The organism is Streptomyces sp. NBC_00984 (genome assembly GCF_045162475.1).
In the GTDB taxonomy this organism is placed as follows: Bacteria; Actinomycetota; Actinomycetes; order Streptomycetales; family Streptomycetaceae; genus Streptomyces.
On sequence record NZ_CP108734.1, the window covers coordinates 7,750,900 to 7,769,457 of the forward strand.

Here is an 18,558-nt window from a genome sequence, read left to right on the forward strand (position 1 = left end):
GCCTGCCGTGCCCCGTCCCGCCCTGTCACACCCGCCCGGTCCGCAGCCGTACGGGACCCAGCAGGCCGCTGACACGCTGCCCGGGAAAGACGAAATGGGTCGGGCTCGTCGCGTCCAGGTGGGGCGCCAGTGTCCCGAACACGGTGATCTCCAGGGCATTGGCGCCGGGCACGACCAGACCCGTCAGGTCGAAGACGTACGGGGAGCACACCCGCACCCCCGCGGCGACGCCGCCGACCCGTACCTCCGCCGTTCCCCGGACCCGCCCGAGGTCCAGCCACACCTGTCCCGCGACGACCTCGGCGGGTACGGTCACCTCACGGCCGTACCGCACCCCGCCGCTGTACTCGGCGAGGCCCTGGTCCTCCCAGTCACCGAGCCGGATCCGCCCGGGGCCGACCGTGCAGCGCACCGGACTCGCCAGCGCGGCACCACCCTCGTACCCGGGGCGGGTCCGGACCCGCAGCGCGGCGGCCCGCGGCCCGCCGCGATCACCGGGCGGCAGCTCGACCGTCACGGTACGCACCCCCCGGGCGTCGACGGCGGTCACGCCGGGGTATTCGGAGCCGTCCACGTGGACGGTGACGTCGCCGTGCACAGAGGCCGTCAACCGTCTGGTTCCGGGCGGGAGTTCGCACCACAGCCACGCCACGCCGCCCCGGCGCCCCGGGACCGCGAACCGCACCGGAACCACCGTGCCGTCATCGGCCTCCGGGTCCAGCCACGCGGCACCCGGCAGCGGATGAGGGCGGCGGCGCAGACACAGGGCGGCGGGATCACCCACCGGCTCCCGGCGCACCCGGACCGGCCCGCGTCCCCGCGTCCCCTCGGCCCACCAGCGGGAGTCGCTGTGCAGCGTCGCGACGCACTCGCCGTGCCCGTCGTGGAGAACCGCGTCCACCAGGACCGCGCGCTCGCCGTCGCCGGACGTCTCGACCACGATGTCGTTGTCGCCGACACGCAGCGCCGCAGCCACGTCGTGCCGTCGGACACGCGGCACCGCGTGCTCGGCGTACGGGTCGAATCCGCCCTGCCTGCCGATGAGTTGTCCGTTCACCCGCAGCGCGCAAGGCACCCGGGAGGCCACCTGGACGACGGCCCGGTCGGGGAGCACGGAGAGGTGCAGTGTGGTGCCCATCGTCCCGGGCGCGTGGATCCACTCCGGGCGCCGGTAGCGTTCGGGATCACGAACGAGCGCGAAATGCGCCCGCAGGTCGCAGTGATGATCGGGTGTCAGTTCCAGTTCGAGCAGGTGGAGTCCGGCCGTCGCCCGCACCGGGCCCATTGCGAGATGGCCCTCGTCGTGGAGAGCCACCGACGCGCCGTCGATCCGGGCCCGCTTGGCCGCCGCGGCCCCGATCGCGAGATGTCCGTCGAAGGCCTCGTCCAGGTGCAGTGCCACGCGCAGCCGCACCACCTCCCCGGCGACCGCGTGGCCGAGGTGTGCGAACTCCTCGGGCACATGCCCCTTCGGCCCCAGAACCGCGCGATGCACCGGGTCCTTGTACACGCCCAGGGTCTCGGACCATTCGAGCACCGAGGGGCCGCCTCGGTCGGGCCCCTCGCGGAGCACGACCGCGCGCGGGCCGAACGTCGCGTGGACCGTGGCGCACGCCGGACGACCGGGGCCGGAGGGCGCGGCCCAGCCGTCCCGGAGACCGTCCTCACCGGCCGCCTCCACCCGGTGCCGGAAGGTCCGGCACTCGGTGACGGCCGTGCCGGTGGGCGGCCCGGTCGCGGGGCGGGCGAAATCGCCCCAGGTGTTGTCGAGCGTCGGGACGAGCACCATGTCCCACTCCGCGTCCGGGGGAACCTCCACGACGGTGCCGACACCCGGCCGGGAGCCGCGCGCCACGGGTGCGGCCGGTTCCCGGTCGCGGTCCGGGAAGACCAGTACGGCCGCGGGGCCCGTGTCGAAGGGGACATCGACCTCGACGGCCCGCGCGTCGTCGTCGGCGGGCAGTACCGGCAGCGTCCGCGGAGCGCCGCCGAACGGGTCCACCAGAACGGCCGGGCCCGGAACACCCCGGACCCGCACCCGGGCCCGTCGCGCGTAGCGGCCCGGGTCGAAGTCGTAGCGGGCGTCCAGCCAGCCCAGGGCGGCGCCCCGCTCGTCAGGAGCGGCGACGGACGCACGGGTCGCCCGTGGGGCGGCCGCGGTCAGGAACACCACCGTGGCGCCGTCCACCCGACGCGCGAGAGCGGGAACCGGTGCGCGGACGACCGGGTGCGCACCGCCGAGAGCGGCGGCGAGCGGATCGGCCGGATCGTCCGTCATGGGGATGTGCACGGCCCGGCCGTCCGCGAAGCACTCCCGCAGCCCGGCCGCCGTGGCCGTGCCGGGGCCGACGAGCTGCTCGGGGAGGTCGCCCAGCGCGATCAACCGACCACCGGAGGAGGCGAATTCGACGAGCCGCTGTGCCGTCTCCCGTTCGAGCACGGTGCACGAGGGCAGCACGATCGTGGCGTACGCCTCGTCCGCGACCCGCAGTCGTACGCCGTCGTCGAGCCGGGAGACCCGGGCGCGGGCCAGGGAGGCGTCGTCGATGACATCGGCGTCGAGGCCCAGACGGTCCATGACGCCGGGCCGGGTGCGGAACCAGGCCATGTCCCCGACGAGTTCGAGATACACCGACTGGGCGCGCCTCGCCGCGTCGGTGACGCCGTCCAGGGCGGTGCCCGCCTGGGCGGTGGTGGTGGGCAGCAGGATCGCGATGTCGCACAGATGGTGACCGAGGCTCAGGATCGCGCACAGCCGGGTCACGGCGTCGGCGAAGACGTGGTGGTGTCGCCAGTACGGCTGGCGCCAGTCGGTCGCGGGCGGCGCCCATTCCCACCAGCCGCCCTTGGTCGTGTAGTACACGGCGTGCGGGTTGTAGAGCGTGGCGCCGGCGCGGAGCCACGGGAGCAGCCAGTCGAAGGTCTCCTCCAGGGTGCCGCCCCAGCCGGTGGAGTGGAAGGCCTCGACCCAGGTGCGGGGACGGCCGTAGAGGTGGGCGAGCGAGGAGTGGATGCGGGCGTCCCCGTGGTGGTCGGAGCCGGGGGCCGAGAACCAGCGGTGCGTTCGCGCGTAGTCGGCGTACAGCTCCACGCCCGCGACCGGGTGTCCGGCGCGGGCGGGGTCCTGCTGGTCGCAGCCGATGAGCAGTCCGTGGCGCTCGTGCCAGGCGGCCAGCGGCCGGAAGAACGCGTCCTCGGCCAGTTCGGCCCGGGTCAGGTGGTAGTCGCGGCGGATCCGGTGGACGTCCGGATCCGCGCAGTCCTCGTACAGGGCGTCGAGCCGCTCGGCGATGTCGTACCCGCGAAGGCGCCGGAAGGCGTCGGCGAAGCCGGTGGACCAGGTGGGCAGGGACGGCAGTTCGTCCTGGAACGAGCCGACGACGACGGATCCGAGCCGGTCACCGAGCCGGCGCTCGAACTCCCCGTGCACCCGGTCCAGCAGCGCCGCACAGGCGTCGGCGCCGAGGTAGTCGAAGCCGAGCGCGACATGGTGATGCAGCGTCAGACGCCAGCGGCCGGAGCCGGGCGCCCGTACGACCCCGTCGGCCACCGCCACCGGGACCGCCGGACCGGTGCTCCGGCCGTCGTCGTCGAGCGGTTCGGCGCTGCCCGCGAGCGGCCGGCCGTGCGGCGGGCACCGCAGTTCGCCGGCCCGGTCCGCCGGGGACTCCACCACGGCCTGCACGCGGTCGAGCCGACGGCCGGCGTGGGCGGGTTGCTCGTCGACGAGGCATGCCTGCAGATCCGCGCCGGAGAAGCCGAACTGGTCGTAGAACCAGAGGGCGACCCCCAGTTCACCCGCGTCGTCGCACACGCCGTCGAGCAGCGCCCACCACGCGTCGGACAGAAACGGCGGGTCGTCGGCATCGGAGCCGAACAGCGGCCCCGACGGCGCCAGATCGAGGAGCACGAGGTTGTGCACCCCACCCTGCGCGAAGCGCTCCAGCTGCGCACGCAGCCGGGCCCGGTCGAGCCGCTCCCCGCTCCACCACCAGATGGCGACGGGCGAGAAGGCGCGCGGGGGCGTGGCGAGGACCGCCGCGATGCCCGGCGGGAGGAGCGGTCCGTCCTCCGGGTGTGTCATGAGAGCTCCTCAGCCCTTGAGACCGCCCGCGAAGCCCTTGATCACATAACGCTGGAGGACCACGAAGACGATCAGGATCGGCAGCGCCGCGAGCACCAGCCCGGCGAAGACGAGGCCGTAGTCCGAGACGTACTGGCCGACGAACGCGAAGATGCCCACCGGCACGGTCTCCTTGTCGGAGCCGCCCAGGTACAGCAGCGGGGTGAAGAAGTCGTTCCAGATGAACACCGCGTTCAGGATGATCACGGTGCCGGTGATGGGGCGCAGCAGCGGGAACACGATCCGGGCGAACGCCTGCCGGTGGTTGCAGCCGTCGATCAGCGCGGCCTGCGCGTAGTCCTGCGGCAGAGCACGGATGAAACCGGTGTACAGGAAGACGGTGAACGGCAGTTGGATGCCGGTGTAGAAGAGCACCATGCCCTGGTACGTGCCGAGCCAGCCGAGGTCGTCGACGAGTTTGTAGAGCGGGATCATGCCGAGCTGGAACGGCAGCACGATGCCCAGCAGGAACAGGATGTACAGCCCGTAGCCGAGGCCGCGGGCGCGCCGCGCGAGGTAGTAGGCCCCCGTGGAACCGAGGACGATGAGCAGCAGCAGACTGACGACGGTGATGACCGTGCTGTTGAGCAGGGCGGGCCCCAGCGACGCGGAGGACCAGGCGTCGCCGAAGTTGCCGAAGGTGGGCGGCGAGGGCAGCGAGAGGGGCGATTCGGAGATCTGCCGGGGGTCCTTCATCGCCAGGGTGATCAGGGCGTACACCGGGAACAGGAAGACGACGGCGACGGCGATCATGACCAGTTCCAGGGCGTACTGGCCGTACCGCGGCCTGCGGCGCCCACGCCCCGGTTTCGCCGGTCCGCGAACCGTTGCGATGCTCACGCGGTGACCTCCCTCGCACGCAGATAACGGAGCTGGACCAGGGAGACCGCGGCGACGAACAGCGCGAGAACCAGGGCCACGGCGGTGCTGTAGCCGAACTTCCCGTAGACGAACGCCTCCTTGTACAGAACGGTCGACAGCGTCTCGCTGGAGGTGCCGGGGCCGCCGTTCGTCGCGGCGTAGACCTGGTCGAAGAGTTTGAGACCTCCGATGGTCGACAGCATCAGGTTGATCGTCAGCGCCGGCGCCAGGAGCGGCCAGGTGACATAGCGGAAGCGCTGCCAGGAGCCCGCCCCGTCGATCCGCGCGGCCTCGTGGAGCTCGGCGGGCACGCCCTGGAGCCCGGCCAGGAAGACGACCATCGAGTAGCCCGCGTACTGCCACACGACCATCGCCGCGACGGACCACAGGGCGAGCGAGGGATTCCCGAGCCAGTCCTGACGCAGTCCGCCGAGTCCGACCGCGCCGAGGAGACCGTTGAGACCGGCGCCGTTCTCGGGGTTGTAGACGTACTTCCAGAGGATCGCGACCATGACGGGGCTGACCACGGCCGGTGCGAAGAAGATCAGCCGCAGCACCGCGCGGGACTTGATGTTGGTGTGGACACCGAGCGCGAGCAGCAGGCCGATGCCGTTCTGGACGACGACCACGGCGATGGTGAGGAGCAGGGTGTTGCCGACGGACTCCAGGGCCCGGCCGTCGTCGAGCAGGGCGCGGAAGTTCTCCGTACCGGTGAAGGAGAAGCCGCCGATGCCGGACCAGTCGGTGAAGGCGTACATCACCCCGGCGAGGCTCGGATAGAGCACGACGATGGCGTAGACGACGAGCGCCGGTACGACGAAGAGCCAGGGCGGTACGGTGTGGTCGCGGCGCCGCACCGGCCGCTCACGACCGGTTTGTGGATCGTCCCCGGACCGGTCGGCCGTGCCCGGGACGGTCTTCTCGGAGGTGCTCGTCACGACTTCTTCCCGTAGGCCTCGTCCATCTGCCGCAGGGCGCCGTCCACGTCCTTCTTGCCCGCGAGGAGGTTCTGCACGGCGGCGAAATGGGCGGGCTGCACCTCGGCGTTGGGCCAGCTCTGGTCCATGAAGGGGACGGCCCGGTTGGCGTCGATGAGGGGCAGGAAGCCGTCGAGGACCGGGTCGGTCTTCGTCGAGGCGCCGCGCTTGAACGGGATCGCGGCGACGGACTGTGCCCAGCGGTCGACGTTCTCCTGCTTCCCGAGGAATTCGATGAACGCCTTCGCCCCGGCCGACTTCCTGGACCGGGCGGAGACCCCGAGCCCGACGACGATGCCCGCCGGGATCCACAGATTCGCGGCGTCGTCACCACCGGGGAAGGGGAACATGCCCAGGTCCTCCGGATTCCGGGCGGCCTGGCGGAAGTTGGCGAGCACGGCGGACACCTGGACGGCCATCGCCGCCTTGCCGCTCGCGACCATCGAGGTCTGCTGCTCGTACGTCGTTCCGTTGGGGTTCTCGTTGAAGAAGCCCCGGCGCTGCAGCTCCTGGTACTTGCCCATCGCGTCGGCCCACCCGGAGCCGCGGAAGTGCGCCTTTCCGGAGGCCATCTCGGCGTCGAATCCTGGGTTCTTCGCATAGACGGCGTTGGGAACCAGCGCGTAGGTGATCAGCTGGGTGACCCAGGGCGTCTGTGTGCCGAGCGCGATCGGGATGATGCCCTTGGCCTTCAACTTCGCGCAGACATCGAGGAGTTCGCTCCATGTCCTCGGCGGCTCGACCCCGGCCTCGGCGAAGGCCTTCTTGTTGTGGATGGCGCCGATGACGCTGCTTCCCGCCGAATACAGATACGTCTTGCCCTGATGCCGGTACGCCGGGTGGAAGTTCGCCGGGACCTCCTTGGTCCAGGACTGCCCGCTGAGGTCGGCGAGCAGCCCGGCCTTGGCCAGCTCGACCATGGACATGGCACTGCCGCTGCCGGGATAGAGCACATGCACATCGGGGGCGTTGCCACCGGCGAGCTGGGTGCGCACCACCGTCTGCACCTGGTCCGTGGGCGCGAAGGAGGTGGCGAACTCGTCGTCGGGCCGGGACTTGCGGTAGAGGGCGACGAGCTCCTCTATCGGCTTCTGCTGGTCGGCGACGCCGACGACGCGCAGCTTGCCGGAACCGCCGGAATCGGAGCAGGCCGTCAGCACGGGCGGAAGGGCGGCGAGCGCCGCGACCCCGCCGCCGATCCGGAGGAAACCCCGGCGGCCGACCGTGCTGCGGTCCGGCCGGAAGCGAGAACCCGTCGTCATGGTGTGTCCTCCTCGTACGAACGGGCGAACGATGGTTTCGCCGCCGCTCCTGATGTGCGTCGGCTCGGGGTGGGCGACGGCCGCGGCCGGTTCGCCTCGGGCGTTCCGGCATGGCCGTCCACCGGGGGATGGGCCGCGGTGAATCGGTAGGCGCCCGAGGACACGCGGTAGAGCACGTGGTCGGCGGCGGTCGAGACCGGAGTGATGTGGCGGTCGTCGGCGCTCGGCACCACGCCCGATTCGCGGACCGAGGCGGGGTCCGTGGTGGGCAGGTACACATCGGCGGTGGCGCCGGGCGGCACCAGGACGCGCAGGGCGATCCGGCCGCCGTGCCGCTCCCAGGTCACCGCGACGGTGCCGCGGACCGACTCGTGGCGGGCGCTCGCGTGGCGGAGGCCGCCGGGGCGCGGCCGGATCCGCAGCCGCCGGTATCCCGTGGACTCCGGCGCCTGGTCCAGGCCGGCGACACCGCGGTAGAGCCACTCACCGACCGAGCCGAGCGCGTAGTGGTTGAAGGAGTTCATCGACGGCGCCCGGAATCCGGTGCCGGGGGTCCACCCGTCCCAGCGTTCCCAGATCGTGGTGGCGCCGTGCCGCAGCGGAAACCGCCACGACGGCACCTCGTCGCGGAGCAGGAGCGCATGGGCGAGGTCGGCCCGGCCATGGGCATCGAGGACGGGCGCGGCGAGCGCCACCCCGAGGAAACCGGTCAGCAGGGCGGGGCCGGCCGACTCGATGAGTTCGGCGAGACGGCGGGCGGCGGCGCCGACGAGCCCGGCGGGCAGCAGCTCGAAGGCGAGCGCGACGAGATACCCGGTCTGGGTGTCGCCCGCGACGCGTACGGAAAGGCCGTCCCCGGCCTCCTCGGAGGTGACGAAACGCTCGGTGAACGTGCGACGGATGTCGTCCGCCAGCCGCTGGTAGCGCTGCCCGACGTCCTTCTGCCCCAGGACCTCGGCGGCCTGTGCGGTGAGACGGGCACTCTGCGCGAAGTAGGCGGTGGCCATGACCTCACGAGGGGTGGGGGTGCCGGGCGCGAGCCAGTCGGAGAAGTGCGGTCCCACCCGATGGCGCCAGACCAGATCGGGATTGTGGCGGTGGATCAGATCGACCCAGGCGCACATGCCCTCCAGCGACCGGGCGAGGAAGCGGGGGTCGTCGTAGACGCGGTACAGATGCCAGGGGACGATCACCCCCGCGTCCGCCCAGCCGGGCGCGCCCTCGTCGGCGACTCCCGCGAGGCGCGGGGCGACATTGGTGAAGCCGCCGTCGGGGGTACGGGCGTCATCGACGTCGCGCAGCCACTTGGTGAAGAACGCGGCGACATCCGCGTTGAGCGCGGCTGTGGGGAGGAAGACCTGCGCGTCGGCCAGCCAGCCGAGCCGCTCGTCGCGCTGCGGACAGTCCGTGGGCACACTCACGAAGTTCGAGCGCTGCCCCCACGCCACACAGTCGTGGAGCCGCCTCAGCTCCGCGTCCGAACAGTCGAACTGCCCGGCCCACGGCGTGTCGCTGTGCAGCGCCACGGCGACGACATCGGACTCGGTCAGCTCCGGGACTCCGCTGATCTCCGCGTACCGGAACCCGTGATACGTGAAGCGCGGCTCGAACACGATGTGCTCGCGGCCGTCCCCGACGAGCACATCGGTCGCGGCAGCGGTGCGCAGATTGGCCGTGTACAGCCGCCGCGACCCGTCCAGCACCTCGGCGTGCCGGATCACCACCCGTGCCCCGGCCGCGAGGCGACGGACGCTCAGCCGTACGCGTCCGGCGAGGTTCTGGCCGAAGTCGACGACGTGGGTGTCGGGGGAGACACGTTCGACCGAGCACGGGCGCAGCTCGGTCATCGCCCGTACGGGCTCGTCGACGGACGCCACGAGGAGGCGGTGATCGGTGTCCGTGATCAGGGCCGGGGGCCAGCCGGAGTCGTCGAAGCCGGGGAGTTCCCAGCCGTCGGCGGCGTGCCGGAGGTCATGGCACTCGCCCATCAGCAGATCCGCGTGGCGGACGACTCCCGTGCCGGTGCGCCACGTGTCGTCGGTGACGACCGCGGAGCTCCGGCCGTCCGGCCCGGTCAGGTGGAGTTCGGCCAGGAACTGGGGGGACGAGCCGTAGTGGGCTCCGGCCCTGCGTGGTTCGAAGCCGACGAATCCGCTCCACCAGCCATCGGCGACGGTGGCCGCGAGGACGTTCTCGCCGTCACGCAGCGCCTCGGTGACGTCGTACGTCTGGTACTGGACGCGGTGGTGGTAGTCGGTCCAGCCGGGCGCGAGTTCGGCGTCGCCGACCCGTACGCCGTTGAGCCGGACCTCGTACAGGCCGCGCGCGCTGACATGGAGCCGGGCACGGGTGACGGCCGATGCGGTGAAGGTCCGGCGCAGGACGGGGCACGGGGCGAGCCCGTGGTCGTCGAGGGCGAACTCGCCCTCGGTGGGCGCGTCCATGACGTCGACCGGACGCGGGTCGTGGGTGATCCACGAAGCCCGCCACTCACCCGCGTGGGTGAAAGCGGTCTCGAACCACGAGGTGGCCTCGGCGGGCACGTCCGACCCGGCCGGCCATACGGACACCCGCCAGTGGAAGCGCGTACGGCCCGGGAGCGCCGGCCCCGCGTAGTCGACGGCCGTCGCGCCGGGATCGGCCACCCGGCCGGTGTCCCAGAGGATTTGACCGCCGCCGTCCAGATCCTCGGCGCGCTCGGCGACACGGACCCGGTACGCCACCGGGTCGTCGCCGCGGCGGTCGGAAGCCAGCCGCCAGGAGAGCCGGGGAGCGGGTTCATCGATCCCCAGCGGGGTGGTGCGGTGCTCGCATCGCAGAGCGTACGGCCGCAGCATCCGGGCATCCGGCCGACCGGTCGCCGTTCCTTCGGCGGGGCGGCGGGCGGGTACATCCGTTGCCGGGGAACCGGACACGAGCACGTCCTTCCGTCGCACCGAATTTCCCGATGTGAAATCTAACGTTAATTCTGTGGCGTGGAGACTATGAGCCGCCCTGAGGGGTGTCAAGGGTGTTGCCGACCTGTCCTCGGGCGCCCGGGAATATGGTTGATGTCTCCTCAACTAACCGCTTGTGAACGGCAATGTGACCACCCGCGGGTGGTCTTGTGGCGTGTGATTCCTCTGTGATATCCACGCTGTGATTACCACATGGACGGGCGTGAAATCACGCGCCGATCCCACCTCGTACCGGACGGAATTCCGTTCGACGAAGGGACGAGTTTCATGCAAATGAACAGTGGGTCAGGTGGTACCGGAGGGTTCGGAAGACGGGTGATGCTCGGCGGAACGGTCGGTATGGCGCTGGCCGCGGCGGGCCTGTCGGCAGGCCGGGCCTGGGGTGACGCGCCCTTCCACGAGGATCCGTTCACCCTGGGGGTGGCGTCCGGCGATCCGTGGCCGGACGGGGTCGTACTGTGGACCCGCCTCGCTCCCCAGCCCCTCGCGCCCGACGGGAACGGAGGCATGCCGCCGTACGCCGTCGACGTGCAGTGGGAGGTCGCCCGCGACGACCGCTTCCGCTCCGTCGTACGCCGGGGACGGACCCGCGCGGTGCCCGAGCTCGCCCACTCCGTCCACGTCGAGGTCTCCGGACTCCAGCCGGACCGGCACTACTACTACCGCTTCCGCGCCGGCGGCGCGCTCAGTCCCGTCGGGCGCACCCGCACCGCGCCCCCGCCGCACAGTCGGCCCAGGGAGCTGGACTTCGCCTTCGTCTCCTGCCAGGCGTGGTTCGAGGGCTTCTACACCGCCTACCGGCACCTCGCCGAGGAGGACGTCGATCTGGTCCTGCACCTCGGCGACTACATCTACGAGAACGCCATCGACGCCATGGGCGGCGTACGCAACGTCCCGGTCGCCGCCGAGCTGCGTCCCGAGCCGATGAACCTCGTCCAGTACCGCAACCGCCACGCCCTCCACCGCTTCGACCCCGACCTCATCGCCGCCCACCAGACCCACCCGTTCGCCCTCGTCTGGGACGACCACGAGGTCGAGGACAACTGGGCGCGCGACAAGTCCAAGGCCGACAACGAGCCCGACCAGGACCCGGCGGTCTTCCGCGAGCGCGCGGCGGCTGCCTTCCAGGCGTACTACGAGCATCTGCCGCTGCGGCTGCCGAACAAGCCGAACGGCTTCGAGGCCCGGATGTACCGCCGTCTGCGCTACGGGCGGATGGCCACCTTCCACATCCTCGACACCCGGCTCTTCCGCGACGACCAGCCCTGCGGCGACGGCACCAAGAGCGGCTGCGACGAACGGCTGACGCCCGGCCGCACCATCCTCGGCCCCGAGCAGGAGCAGTGGCTGTACCGCGGCCTCGGACGCTCCGACACGACGTGGAACATGATCTCCCAGCAGATCCCCGTGGCCCAGGTCGACACCGATCCCGGCCCCGGCCAGGCATTCGTGATGGACTTCTGGGACGGCTACGTGGACGCCCGCCAACGGCTGTTCAAGGAGATCACCGACCGCAGCGTGAGCAACCCCGTCGTCCTCACCGGCGACATGCACCGCCACCTCGCCGCCGATCTGAAGCAGAACTTCGACGACCCGGGATCACCCACGCTCGGCGTCGAGTTCGTCGGTTCGTCCATCTCCACCACCAAGGACGGGATGGACCTGGACCCCTCCGGTGCCAAGCTGCTCGCGGCCAACGAGCACATCAAGTTCACCAACTTCCAGCGCGGCTACGTGCGCTGCGCGCTGACCCGGGAGAGCTGCCGCGCCGATTTCCGGGTCCTCCCGTACGTCACCACCCCCGGCGCACCCGTTTCGACCCGGACCTCGTACGTGACGGAGGCCGGCCGGCCGGGTCTCCAGCAGGCCTGAGCGCATCAGGGAGGCGGCGCCCCGGAAAGGGGCGCCGCCGACGTGGCTCACCGGACGGTGAGCGACCCCTTCATGTACGGGTGAATCGTGCAGATGAACGGGTACGAGCCCGCCTTGTCCGGGGCCGTGAACGTGACCGTCTGCCCCGGCGCCACATTGCCGGTGTCGAAGACCTTGTTGCCGGTGGCGGTCAGGGTGTGGGTCGCGGAGTCCTTGTTGACCACGGTGATCAGCGTCCCCGGCGCGACCGTGGGACGGGCCGGCTCGAACGTGAAGTCCTTGATCGTGATCACCACCTTGCCGACCGGGGAGGAGGAGACCGAAGCGGCCGGTGAGACGGACGACGGTGGTGTGGCACTGGAGGGCGGCGAGCTGCCGCCGCCACTGTTCGAGCACCCGCCCACGACGGCGGCGAGCAGTCCCGCCGCGATCACCGCGGCTGCCGTTCTCGCACGGTTCCCCATCAAGAGCTCCTCGGGTCGGGCCGCCGGTCCGACGGCACTGTGGCCCGAACGGTAGGAGCTCCGCGACCCGGCAACGGGCAGGCGCTCGGATTCGACCCGCAGGTCGAATCCGTCCGGCGTACCGCCGTCGGCAGCCGACCGGACCCCGCCACAGTTCCCTGGGCCGGGATGCGCACGTCTGCCCGGGGTCAGGATTCGCGCGTCGCCGCCATCCCCAGGGTGATCAGACCGAGCACCACCCAGCCGAACCAGAGCCAGCCGCTGCTCCCCAGCGCCACCGTGTAGGCGGTGACGACGACCAGGGCCGTCAGCGTGAGCACTCCCATGGCCTTCGTGGATCCGGACATGCCCGCACCCTCCTCGTCGGCCGTGCGGCCGTGGATGCCATCGTCACCCCGGAGGCATGCCCACCGCTACTGCCCGCGCGCCTGCAATGAGGCGAGATAGGCGTTGTACGCCTGGAGCTCCTGGTCACCGTCCCGGTCGGCCGCACGGTCGGAGCGCTTCGCCGTCCGCTGCTCGGAGCGGTACCACTGGAAGACCAGCGCGATCAGCACCAGCACCGACGGGATCTCACTGAAGGCCCAGGCGATACCGCCCGCCCAGCCCTGGTCGCTCAGCGCGTCGATGCCCAGCGAGGCCGGCGGATGCTTGTACGTCCCCACCATCGGCGTCGTCGCCATCATCAGTGCGATGCCGAAGAACGCGTGGAACGGCATCCCGGCGAACAGCTCCAGCATCCGCATCACGTAGCCGGGCCGGTGCGGTCCCGGATCGATGCCCATGATCGGCCAGAAGAACACCAGACCGACCGCGAGGAAGTGCACCATCATCGCGATGTGACCGGTCTTCGAGCCCATCAGGAAGTCGAAGAGCGGGGTGAAGTACAGCCCGTACAGGCTGGCGATGAAGATCGGGATCGTGAAGGCCGGATGCGTGATGACCCTCATGTACCGGCTGTGCAGCAGCTTGAGCAGCAGCTCGCGCGGACCGGTGCGGCCACGGCCCGCGACCGGCAGCGCACGCAGCGCCAGGGTCACCGGAGCGCCCAGCAGCAGCAGGATCGGCGACAGCATGCTGATCACCATGTGCTGCACCATGTGCACGCTGAACATGACCATGCCGTAGTCGTTGAGCTTGGTGCACATCACCAGTGCGATGCTCAGCACGCCGACGACGAAGAACACGGTCCGGCCGACCGGCCAGCCGTCCCCGCGTCTGCGCAGCCGCAGCACGGCGTACGCGTACAGGCCGATGCCGAGAAGGCAGCCGATGAGGAAGAACGGGTCCGCGGAGAATTGGAGCCCACGTCCCAGCGTGAACGGCGGCAGATCCATGTTCATGCCGTGCCCGCTGTGATCCATCTGTTCACTCCCGCCGGGGGCGTCCCCGATTCGTTCCGGTTGTCCCGACCAGAGTAGAACTGCCCCCGGCCGCGGTTGCGGCCGGGGGCAGTTCGTCGGACAGGAGGTCGCTCAGAGCACGCACTCCGCCTCGGCGTACCGCTCGGCCGGAACGGTCTTCAGCGTCTCCACGGCCTCGCCCAGCGGCACCATCACGATGTCCGTGCCGCGCAGCGCCGTCATCATGCCGAATTCGCCGCGGTGCGCCGCCTCCACCGCGTGCCAGCCGAAGCGGGTGGCGAGCACCCGGTCGTACGCGGTCGGCGTGCCGCCGCGCTGCACATGGCCGAGGATCACCGGGCGGGCCTCCTTGCCGAGGCGCCGCTCCAGCTCGCCGGAGAGCTGCGTGGCCATGCCGGCGAACCGCTCGTGCCCGTAGATGTCCTTGGTGCCCTGCTCGATCTCCATGGACGAGCCCTCGCGAGGCTTGGCGCCCTCGGCGACGACGACGATCGCGAACTTCTTGCCGGCCGAGAAACGCCTGCCGACCACCTCGGTCAGCTCGTCGATGTCGAAGGGGCGCTCCGGCACGACGATGGCGTGGGCGCCGGCCGCCATGCCCGAGTGCAGGGCGATCCAGCCGGTGTGGCGGCCCATGACCTCGACGATCAGCACCCGCTGGTGCGATTCAGCGGTCGTCTTGAGCCGGTCGAGCGCCTCGGTCGCGACACCGACGGCGGTGTCGAAGCCGAAGGTCACATCCGTGGAGGCGATGTCGTTGTCGATGGTCTTCGGAACGCCGACGATCGGCAGACCCGCCTCGGAGAGCAGGTTGGCCGCCTTCAGCGTGCCCTCGCCGCCGATCGGGATGATCGCGTCGAGACCGAGGTCGGAGACATGGCCCCTGGCCTGTTCCACGCCGCCCCGTAGATGGGCGGGCTGGACCCGGGAGGAGCCGAGGATCGTGCCGCCCCGGGCGAGGATGCCGCCGACCGCGTCGAGGTCGAGCTTGCGGTAGTCGCACTCGAGGAGGCCCTTCCACCCGTCGTGGAAGCCGATGACCTCGTCGCCGTGGTCGACCACCGCGCGGTGCACGACGGAACGGATGACGGCGTTGAGGCCGGGGCAGTCGCCGCCGGAGGTGAGCACACCAATTCGCATTGCCCGGGAAACCTTTGCAACGTGGGCCGACGACCGGACCACGTCGTCCGGTTGGATCCCCGCCACCCTACCGGCGCAGGGTGGCGGGACCGAACCGGGCGTCCGCCTGCTGGACTCCGCTCAGACGAGCGAAAACCCCCTCATCAGGCGGGCTGTGTCGCCGACGCGATGCGCTCGGCGCGCAGCGCCTCGTACCAGCGGTCGTCCGTCGGCGGCAGGGCGTTCACATCGAGGGCCAGCTTCAGCAGCAGGTCCGCGATGTGCGGGTTGCGTGCCATCACGGGGCCGTGCATGTACGTACCGAAGACGGTGTCGTTGTACGCGCCCTCGGTGCCGTCACCGGTGCCGTTGCCCCGGCCGAACTGCACCTGGGCGAACGGTCGTGCCGTCGGGCCGAGATGGGTGACGCCCTGGTGGTTCTCGAACCCGGTCAGCGGCGGCAGGCCGAGGCGCGGGTCGATGTCGGCCAGTACGTCACCGACGCACCGGTCCCCCTCGCCGCGGGTGGAGACCACGTCGAGCAGCCCGAGACCGGCCTCGCGCTCACCGAGGTCGTTGATGAACTCGTGGCCGAGGATCTGGTAGCCGGCGCAGACCGAGAAGATGATCGCGCCGTTCGACGCGGCCCGGCTGAGCCCGCCGTCGCGGCGCAGCCGCTCCGCGGCGAGACGCTGCGGCCGGTCCTCGCCGCCGCCGATCAGATAGATGTCGCCGGACGTCGGGACCGGCTGGTCGCTGCGCACGTCGACGCGCTGCACGTCGAGACCGCGCTGCCGGGCCCGGCGCTCCACCACCAGCGCGTTGCCCTGGTCGCCGTAGGTGCTGAGGAGGTCGGGGTAGACCCAGACCAGACGCAGACCGTTGCTCATGCTTCGTCCTCTCCGGAGGTGGCCGGGGCCGGGGTCAGTTGCCGACACGACGGCGCAGATCCTGGAAGGCGGTGTAGTTGGCGATGACCTCGATACGGCCGGGCGGGGCCTGCTGCACGGCCTCGTCGAGGTTCTCGCAGACCCGGAAGTCGAGACCGGCCACTTCGAGGCGGACGGCCAGGTCCAGCTTGCGGTCGCCGAGCACGAAGATCGGGTGGCCGGCGAGCTGGGTGTAGTCCACGTCCCACAGCCAGGAGGTGTCCGTGCCGTCCGCGCCGCGCGCGTTGACGGAGAGGATCACCGGCGTGGGCGGCGGGTCGATCAGGGAAAACGTTTCGAGCCAGCCCGCCGGGTTCTTCGCCAGCAGCAGCCGCAGCTCACGGCCGAGGAAGGAGACCACGTCGTAGCGGCCCGCGACGGCCTGCACCTGGTACATGCGCTCCAGCGCGACCTGCGGCGGCACACCGAAGACGGCGGCCACGGCGGCGGAGCTGGTGGCGTTGGCCTTGTTGGCGCGGCCGGGCAGCTGGAGGTGGATCGGCCATGCCGAACCGTGCGGGTCCAGGACGTAGTCGCCGTGCAGGACCCAGCTGGGAGCGGGCCGGCGGAATCCGCACTCGCCGCAGAACCAGTCGTCGCCGGGGCGCTGCATCACACCGCCGCAGGCGGGGCAGGACCAGGCGTCGTCCTTCCACGCCTGGCCCGCCGCGACCCACACCACATTGGGGGAGGAGGACGCCGCCCAGACGATCAGCGGGTCGTCGGCGTTCGCGACGATCACGGCCTTCGAGCCGGACAGCCCCTCACGCCACTTCTCCGCCAGCATCCGGGTCTCCGCCGCGCGGTCCAGCTGGTCGCGGGAGAGGTTGAGCAGCGCGATCACCTTGGGCGTCGTGTCGCGTGCGACCCCGGCGAGGTACTTCTCGTCGACCTCGATCACGCCGTACTGCGCGTCCGAGCCGCCCGCCAGCGCCGAGGTGATGCCCGCCGGCATGTTCGCGCCGAGCGCGTTCGACACCACCGGGCCCGCGGCCCGCAGTGCTTCGGCGATCAGCCGGGTGGTGGTCGTCTTGCCGTTCGTCGCCGACACGAGGATCACGTCCAGGTGCTGCGCCAGCCGCCCCAGCAGGTCGGGGTCGAGCTTGAGCGCCACCCGGCCGCCGATCACCGATCCGCTGCCGCGCCCTGCGGCGCGTGACACCGCCGCCGCGGCCTTGCCCGCCGTCACGGCCAGCTTGGCCCGCGGCGACAGCGGCTCCGTGTTGCCTGCCATCGTCCTAGATCCTCCTTGCATCGGTCCACGCCCAGCCTATCGATGTCCGGCGCGGCGACCGCACCCTGGCACCGCCGGGAAGGTGGAGGTCGCGTGGAACGTACGATTGCGGCCATGCGAAACCGCCCGATCCCCGGCAGTTCCGGACTGATTCGTGCCATGAGCCTGCTCGGTGATCCGGTGCTGCACGGGACCTGCGAACCCGTCACGGACTTCGGTCCCTCGCTCGCCCGTCTCGTCGAGGACATGTACGCCACGATGTACGCGGCCGAGGGCGTCGGCCTCGCGGCCAACCAGATCGGCGTTCCGCTGCGCGTGTTCGTCTACGACTGCCCGGACGACGACGACATCCGTCACCTCGGCCATCTCGTCAACCCGAGACTCGTCGAGGCCGACGGCATCACCGTACGCGGTCCGGAGGGCTGTCTTTCGCTGCCCGGCATCGAAGCGGGTACCCCGCGGTTCGACCGCGCCGTCGTCGAGGGTCTCACGGTCGGCGGCGAGCCGGTCCGGGTCACCGGCACCGGCTTCTTCGCGCGTTGCCTCCAGCACGAGTGCGACCATCTCGAAGGCGCGGTCTACACGGACCGGTTGACCGGGCTGCGGCGCGCCAGGGCGCTGCGCGCGGCCCGCCGGGCACCCTGGGCGCGCACCGGCTGACCGCTCCCGCAGCCTGCGTGCCGGGGGCCTCAGAATCCGGGGCCGCCCGGCCGGTCGCCCGCGGCGGCCAGCCTGCCCCACAGCAGATCGGCCAGGCTGCTCACCAACTGTTCGCGGGAGCAGGGGCGTTCACCGAGCCACCAGTCGCCCGCGGCGTGCATCATGCCGACGATGCCGTGGCCCCAGATGCGGGCCATGGCATCGCTGTCCGGCCCCAGGTCCACCCGCTCGGCTATCACCAGGGCGAGTTCCTCGCCGAGCCGGCGCAGCAGCGGCGCCGAGTGCCGTCCGACGTCGAAACCCTGCTCCGTCGAGGGCGCCGCGTCGTCGGACGGGTGCATCAGGAAGCGGTAGACCTGCGGGCGGGCCTCGATCGCCGCGAGATAGGTGTCGAGCGTCGACTCGACGCGCCGACGGCGCTCGGCGGGGGCGTCGAGGGCGGCGCGCAGGGCGATCAGCAGTGCGTCGGTGTGGCGTTTGGCGAGGGCGCGGTAGAGGCCGCCCTTGTCGCCGAAGTGCCGGTAGAGGATGGGTTTGGTGATTCCGGCCTCCGCCGCGATGGCGTTCATCGAGGCCTTCGGCCCGTCTCTGAGCACCACGCGGTCGGCGGCTTCGAGCAGCTCGCGGCGGCGGCTCTCGGCCGCTGTCCGCTGGCGCTCTGCCTGTCGTGTGCTCTCCATGTCGCCTCTCCCCGCCCCTGGCCGTGCAAATGCGTCCTGCCTGCGCAACGTAACAC

General features: G+C 71.2%; 14 protein-coding genes. 2 read left to right on the forward strand and 12 right to left on the reverse strand.

What is annotated here, in order from left to right; genetic code table 11:
• Window positions 1–25: 25 nt before the first annotated feature.
• The 5 genes from OG520_RS34625 to OG520_RS34645 are packed head-to-tail and all read right to left on the reverse strand — an operon-like array spanning window position 26 to window position 10,138.
• Window positions 26–4,084, reverse strand: coding sequence for a hypothetical protein (locus OG520_RS34625; RefSeq protein WP_406015725.1), 4,059 nt, complete (start codon window positions 4,082–4,084; stop codon window positions 26–28).
• Window positions 4,085–4,093: 9 nt separating this feature from the next.
• Window positions 4,094–4,963: a carbohydrate ABC transporter permease gene (locus tag OG520_RS34630; protein ID WP_399334182.1), complete on the reverse strand. Its 870-nt coding sequence runs from the start codon at window positions 4,961–4,963 to the stop codon at window positions 4,094–4,096.
• A complete protein-coding gene (locus tag OG520_RS34635) occupies window positions 4,960–5,922 on the reverse strand; it encodes a carbohydrate ABC transporter permease (RefSeq protein WP_406015726.1) in 963 nt (320 codons plus the stop codon). The genes OG520_RS34630 and OG520_RS34635 overlap by 4 nt, the downstream gene beginning before the upstream one ends.
• Window positions 5,919–7,223, reverse strand: a complete 1,305-nt coding sequence (locus tag OG520_RS34640) for an extracellular solute-binding protein (RefSeq protein ID WP_406015727.1) — start codon at window positions 7,221–7,223, stop codon at window positions 5,919–5,921. Before OG520_RS34640 ends, OG520_RS34635 begins: the two co-directional genes overlap by 4 nt.
• Entirely contained in the window at window positions 7,220–10,138 is a 2,919-nt protein-coding gene (locus tag OG520_RS34645) for a family 78 glycoside hydrolase catalytic domain (RefSeq protein WP_406015728.1), read from the reverse strand. Before OG520_RS34645 ends, OG520_RS34640 begins: the two co-directional genes overlap by 4 nt.
• Before the next feature lie 360 nt (window positions 10,139–10,498).
• On the opposite strand from OG520_RS34645, the gene OG520_RS34650 reads away from it, so the two are divergent.
• The gene (locus OG520_RS34650) at window positions 10,499–12,052 is read left to right on the forward strand and encodes an alkaline phosphatase (protein ID WP_266422858.1); all 1,554 of its coding nucleotides are present in this window, start codon (window positions 10,499–10,501) and stop codon (window positions 12,050–12,052) included.
• A 47-nt stretch (window positions 12,053–12,099) separates the two neighbouring features.
• Here OG520_RS34650 and OG520_RS34655 read toward each other — a convergent pair whose 3' ends face one another.
• The 6 genes from OG520_RS34655 to OG520_RS34680 all read right to left on the reverse strand — a co-directional run bounded on the left by OG520_RS34655 (window position 12,100) and on the right by OG520_RS34680 (window position 17,162).
• The gene (locus OG520_RS34655; RefSeq protein WP_406015729.1) at window positions 12,100–12,516 is read right to left on the reverse strand and encodes a cupredoxin domain-containing protein; all 417 of its coding nucleotides are present in this window, start codon (window positions 12,514–12,516) and stop codon (window positions 12,100–12,102) included.
• Between the two features lie 188 nt (window positions 12,517–12,704).
• On the reverse strand, window positions 12,705–12,863 hold the full coding sequence (locus tag OG520_RS34660) for a hypothetical protein (RefSeq protein ID WP_107408259.1): 159 nt from the start codon (window positions 12,861–12,863) through the stop codon (window positions 12,705–12,707).
• A gap of 66 nt (window positions 12,864–12,929) precedes the next feature.
• Entirely contained in the window at window positions 12,930–13,880 is a 951-nt protein-coding gene (locus OG520_RS34665) for a cytochrome c oxidase assembly protein (RefSeq protein WP_399334192.1), read from the reverse strand.
• 111 nt (window positions 13,881–13,991) lie between these two features.
• Window positions 13,992–15,020 carry a 6-phosphofructokinase gene (locus tag OG520_RS34670; RefSeq protein WP_399334194.1) on the reverse strand — a complete coding sequence of 343 codons (1,029 nt, stop codon included), beginning with the start codon at window positions 15,018–15,020 and terminating at the stop codon, window positions 13,992–13,994.
• A 143-nt stretch (window positions 15,021–15,163) separates the two neighbouring features.
• Complete coding sequence (locus OG520_RS34675) at window positions 15,164–15,889, reverse strand: type 1 glutamine amidotransferase (protein WP_406015730.1); 726 nt, start codon at window positions 15,887–15,889, stop codon at window positions 15,164–15,166.
• 34 nt (window positions 15,890–15,923) lie between these two features.
• Complete coding sequence (locus OG520_RS34680; protein WP_072486330.1) at window positions 15,924–17,162, reverse strand: MurT ligase domain-containing protein; 1,239 nt, start codon at window positions 17,160–17,162, stop codon at window positions 15,924–15,926.
• A gap of 114 nt (window positions 17,163–17,276) precedes the next feature.
• Between OG520_RS34680 and def the strand changes: the two genes are divergently transcribed.
• A complete protein-coding gene (gene def / locus OG520_RS34685) occupies window positions 17,277–17,822 on the forward strand; it encodes a peptide deformylase (protein WP_406015731.1) in 546 nt (181 codons plus the stop codon).
• A 29-nt stretch (window positions 17,823–17,851) separates the two neighbouring features.
• Here def and OG520_RS34690 read toward each other — a convergent pair whose 3' ends face one another.
• Window positions 17,852–18,502, reverse strand: a complete 651-nt coding sequence (locus OG520_RS34690; protein WP_266422877.1) for a TetR family transcriptional regulator — start codon at window positions 18,500–18,502, stop codon at window positions 17,852–17,854.
• Between the last annotated feature and the right edge of the window lie 56 nt (window positions 18,503–18,558).

Excerpts from the sequence above, each read along its gene's own strand:
- OG520_RS34655 (WP_406015729.1), bottom strand. The coding sequence starts at position 12,516 with ATGGGGAACCGTGCGAGAACGGCAGCCGCGGTGATCGCGGCGGGACTG.
- def (WP_406015731.1), top strand. The coding sequence starts at position 17,277 with ATGCGAAACCGCCCGATCCCCGGCAGTTCCGGACTGATTCGTGCCATG.
- OG520_RS34675 (WP_406015730.1), bottom strand. The coding sequence starts at position 15,889 with ATGAGCAACGGTCTGCGTCTGGTCTGGGTCTACCCCGACCTCCTCAGC.
- OG520_RS34625 (WP_406015725.1), bottom strand. The coding sequence starts at position 4,084 with ATGACACACCCGGAGGACGGACCGCTCCTCCCGCCGGGCATCGCGGCG.
- OG520_RS34640 (WP_406015727.1), bottom strand. The coding sequence starts at position 7,223 with ATGACGACGGGTTCTCGCTTCCGGCCGGACCGCAGCACGGTCGGCCGC.
- OG520_RS34650 (WP_266422858.1), top strand. The coding sequence starts at position 10,499 with ATGCTCGGCGGAACGGTCGGTATGGCGCTGGCCGCGGCGGGCCTGTCG.
- OG520_RS34670 (WP_399334194.1), bottom strand. The coding sequence starts at position 15,020 with ATGCGAATTGGTGTGCTCACCTCCGGCGGCGACTGCCCCGGCCTCAAC.
- OG520_RS34690 (WP_266422877.1), bottom strand. The coding sequence starts at position 18,502 with ATGGAGAGCACACGACAGGCAGAGCGCCAGCGGACAGCGGCCGAGAGC.
- OG520_RS34680 (WP_072486330.1), bottom strand. The coding sequence starts at position 17,162 with ATGGCAGGCAACACGGAGCCGCTGTCGCCGCGGGCCAAGCTGGCCGTG.
- OG520_RS34665 (WP_399334192.1), bottom strand. The coding sequence starts at position 13,880 with ATGGATCACAGCGGGCACGGCATGAACATGGATCTGCCGCCGTTCACG.
- OG520_RS34660 (WP_107408259.1), bottom strand. The coding sequence starts at position 12,863 with ATGTCCGGATCCACGAAGGCCATGGGAGTGCTCACGCTGACGGCCCTG.